The organism is Desulfobacter sp. (genome assembly GCF_050177295.1).
The window spans coordinates 1-3,272 of record NZ_JBFXHE010000466.1 but is presented as its reverse complement, the minus strand read 5'-3'; the positions used below and the strand labels follow the sequence as shown (position 1 = coordinate 3,272).

At 51.8% G+C, this 3,272-nt stretch carries 3 protein-coding genes; all 3 read right to left on the bottom strand.

The genetic code is table 11. The annotated features are described in order from the left end of the window. The coding region (locus AB7U36_RS21155; protein WP_428161603.1) for a pyruvate carboxylase subunit B at positions 1–1,286 on the bottom strand (1,286 nt) is incomplete at its 3' end. Between the two features lie 38 nt (positions 1,287–1,324). After that, positions 1,325–1,528, bottom strand: a complete 204-nt coding sequence (locus AB7U36_RS21150) for a hypothetical protein (protein WP_428161602.1) — start codon at positions 1,526–1,528, stop codon at positions 1,325–1,327. Positions 1,529–1,601: 73 nt separating this feature from the next. Continuing rightward, positions 1,602–3,155 carry an acyl-CoA carboxylase subunit beta gene (locus AB7U36_RS21145; protein WP_428161604.1) on the bottom strand — a complete coding sequence of 518 codons (1,554 nt, stop codon included), beginning with the start codon at positions 3,153–3,155 and terminating at the stop codon, positions 1,602–1,604. Positions 3,156–3,272: the final 117 nt, after the last annotated feature.

Here is a 3,272-nt window from a genome sequence, read left to right as displayed (position 1 = left end):
TCGCCCCTTTCATACCCCTTGAGCGCCTTTTTCTGAACTTCGGCATCAATGGGAACCGGAGTTTTGCCGTACAGGCCGTAACACAGATCCTTGACCTGGGCCGTAATCATTTTGTAGCGCTCTTCCTTGGTGTCAAAAAGCACATTATTAACCGTCTGGGTGCCCACAATCCTGCTAGTGGGCGTCACAAGCGGAATCTGGCCCAGTTCTCTTCTGACCCTGGGCAGTTCTTTGTACACCTCATCAATTTTGTCCAGGGCATCCATTTCCCGGAGCTGTTTCACCAGATTGGCGAGCATGAAGTCAGGGGCTTGGTGCAAAAGCACATTGATATCGATCTGGGAAACCCTGGTGTCGTCCAGCAGGTGCTTATATTTGGGTATCACCTCTTTTTCCAGGGTCTCATTGATCCGGGTAAGGGCCTTGATATCAAATCCCGTATCCCGGCTGGTGCCCATGAGGCTCATCACAAGGGGTTCCAGTGCGGCATGGGATGTTCTGTATGCATAGGGCGTCATACAGGTATCAATGATGTCAATCCCTGCCTCTACAGCCTTGAGCTGGGTCATGGGGGACATGCCCGTAGTAAAATGGGAATGCAGGTGGATCAGGGGGGTGACTTCGGCCTTCAGCGCTTTTACCAGTTCAAAGGCGTCATAGGGGGACATCAGCCCTGCCACATCCTTGATGCAGATGGAGTCAGCGCCCATATCCTCAAGGTCTTTGGCCTTTTTCACATAATAGTCCAGATTATACACCCCTTTGCCCAGGCGGGGCTCTGTCAGGGTATAGCAGATGCAGCCCTGGAAATGAGCACCGCACGCTTTGATAACAGGCACCACGGTCTCAAAATTTCTGTAATCATTGAGGGCATCAAAGGTCCTGAAGATGTCCAGCCCGTTTTCCACGGCCTTTTTAACAAAAAGTTCGGCCAGATCATCGGCATAGTTACGGTGCCCCACAAGATTCTGACCACGCAGCAGCATGGAAAGCGGGGTTTTTTTGAAATACCGTTTCAGGGTGCGAATCCGCTGCCAGGGATCTTCGTTGAGATACCGGTGCATGGTGTCAAAGGTGGCCCCGCCCCAGACCTCCACAGCCCAGAACCCGATGTCATCCATCTGCTCGGCCACAAGGATCATATCCTCGGTGCGGCCCCGGGTGGCAAACAATGACTGATGGCCGTCCCGCAGGGAAAGATCCTCAATTTTCAGAGGTTTTTTTGCCTTAGGCCGCGCTTGGGAATAATCCATCTCAACCATTTTAACTTCATTGTGATCGGTCATAATATCCTACATATATTATAAAATTGTCTTGTGTTTTATCATTTCAGCATTCTTTGCCGTATCATTGCATTGCCGTTCATAATCGCCTGCCGGCCGGAAAGGCCCCAAAGGTTCATCTGTCCAACAGGGGCAGGAGCCAAAGGTTTGGCCCGGATTTGCATGGCAGCAACGGCTGCCTCCTCTTCCATTCTGATATACATGTAAACAGCAGCCATGACCGCAGCCAGTTTTTTGTTTTTCATGAAAAAGGTCTCCTTGGCTTTTTAAACGGTTTCAAAGATTAAGCATAGGTGCCGCCAGGCCAGCCCATGGCTGTTACACCGGAATATTTCCGTGTTTCTTGGCCGGGCGGTATTCCCGTTTGGTTGCCACGGCCTCAAGGGCATCTATGAGCCTTGGCCGGGTTTCACTCGGCACGATCACGGCATCCACATACCCCCGTGCTGCGGCACAATAGGGATTGGAGAATTGTGCATTGTACGCATCTATTTTCTGCTTGCGCATGGCTGCCGGGTCTTCGGCATTCTTAATCTCCCTTGCATGGATGACATTTGCCGCGCCTTCGGCCCCCATGACGGCAACTTCAGCCATGGGCCAGGCAAAGGCCATGTCCGCACCAAGATGTTTGGAGCACATGGCGATATATGATCCGCCATAGTCCTTTCTTGTGATCAGCAAAAGCTTGGGCACCGTGGCTTCGGCGTAGCACCACAGAAGTTTTGCCCCGTGCCGGATGACCCCGCCCCACTCCTGGTTGGAACCGGGAAGATACCCGGGCACATCGGCAATGGTCAGCATGGGAATGTTAAAGGCGTCACAAAACCGGATAAACCGGGTAGCCTTGTCAGAGGCATCAATATCCAGGCAGCCGGCCATAATCATGGGCTGATTGGCAATGATGCCTATGGGACGGCCGTTGAGCCGGGCAAAACAGATCACAATGTTTCTGGCAAAATACTGGTGGGGTTCGAAAAAATAGCCGTCGTCCACAATGGCGGCAATGACCTGTTTGACATCATAGGCCTGGTTGGATTTATCCGGAATAATGGTGTCAAGGGCCGGGGCCATGCGATGCGGGGAATCATCCGTGGGTTTGACCGGGGGATCTTCCATGTTATTGGACGGCAGAAAGGATAAAAGCTGCTTGATCTGTTCAATGCAGTCTTCATCCGATTCACAGGCGAACTGGGCTACCCCTGACTTTTCGTTATGGGTCATGGCCCCGCCAAGCTCCTCAAAGGAAATCACCTCGCCGGTAACCGCCTTGATGACATTGGGGCCGGTGATGAACATGTACGAGGACTCCTTAACCATGAAAATAAAATCAGTCATGGCCGGAGAATAAACGGCCCCGCCTGCCGTGGGACCCATGATGGCCGAAATCTGCGGGATCACACCCGAAGCGGCGGAATTACGAAAAAAGATTTCGCCGTAACCGGACAAGGCGTCAATGCCCTCCTGAATCCGGGCACCGCCGGAATCGTTCATGCCGATGACAGGAGCGCCGGCTTTTATGCCCAGATCCATGACCTTACAGATCTTTTTGGCCTGCATTTCTCCCAGGGATCCTGCCGAGGCCGTAAAATCCTGGGCATAGGCAAAGACCAGGCGGCCATCCACCTTTCCGTGCCCGGTTATTACACCGTCCGCGGGAATTTCCTTGGTTTCCATGCCAAAATTGGTACACCGGTGGGTCACGAACATGTCCAGTTCCCTGAAGGTACCTGCGTCAAACAACAGACCAAGACGCTGCCTGGCGTTAAGAACGCCCTTTTCACGGCGTTTAGCCAGGACTTTTTCACCGCCCATGGCCTTGATCTTTTTCTCTTTTAGCCTTAATTCATGAATTTTGTCGGAAGTGACTCCCATAATTTGCATTTCTTTTTAAAATATTATGGTTGAATAACTGCTTTGTCTATTTAACTCAAACTGATGAACCCTGAGACACCGGGTTTAACACATCACTGTGCCAGGGAAAACCGCCAT

Coding starts and splice junctions, on each gene's coding strand:
- AB7U36_RS21150 (WP_428161602.1), bottom strand. CDS start 1,528: ATGAAAAACAAAAAACTGGCTGCGGTCATGGCTGCTGTTTACATGTAT.
- AB7U36_RS21145 (WP_428161604.1), bottom strand. CDS start 3,155: ATGGGAGTCACTTCCGACAAAATTCATGAATTAAGGCTAAAAGAGAAA.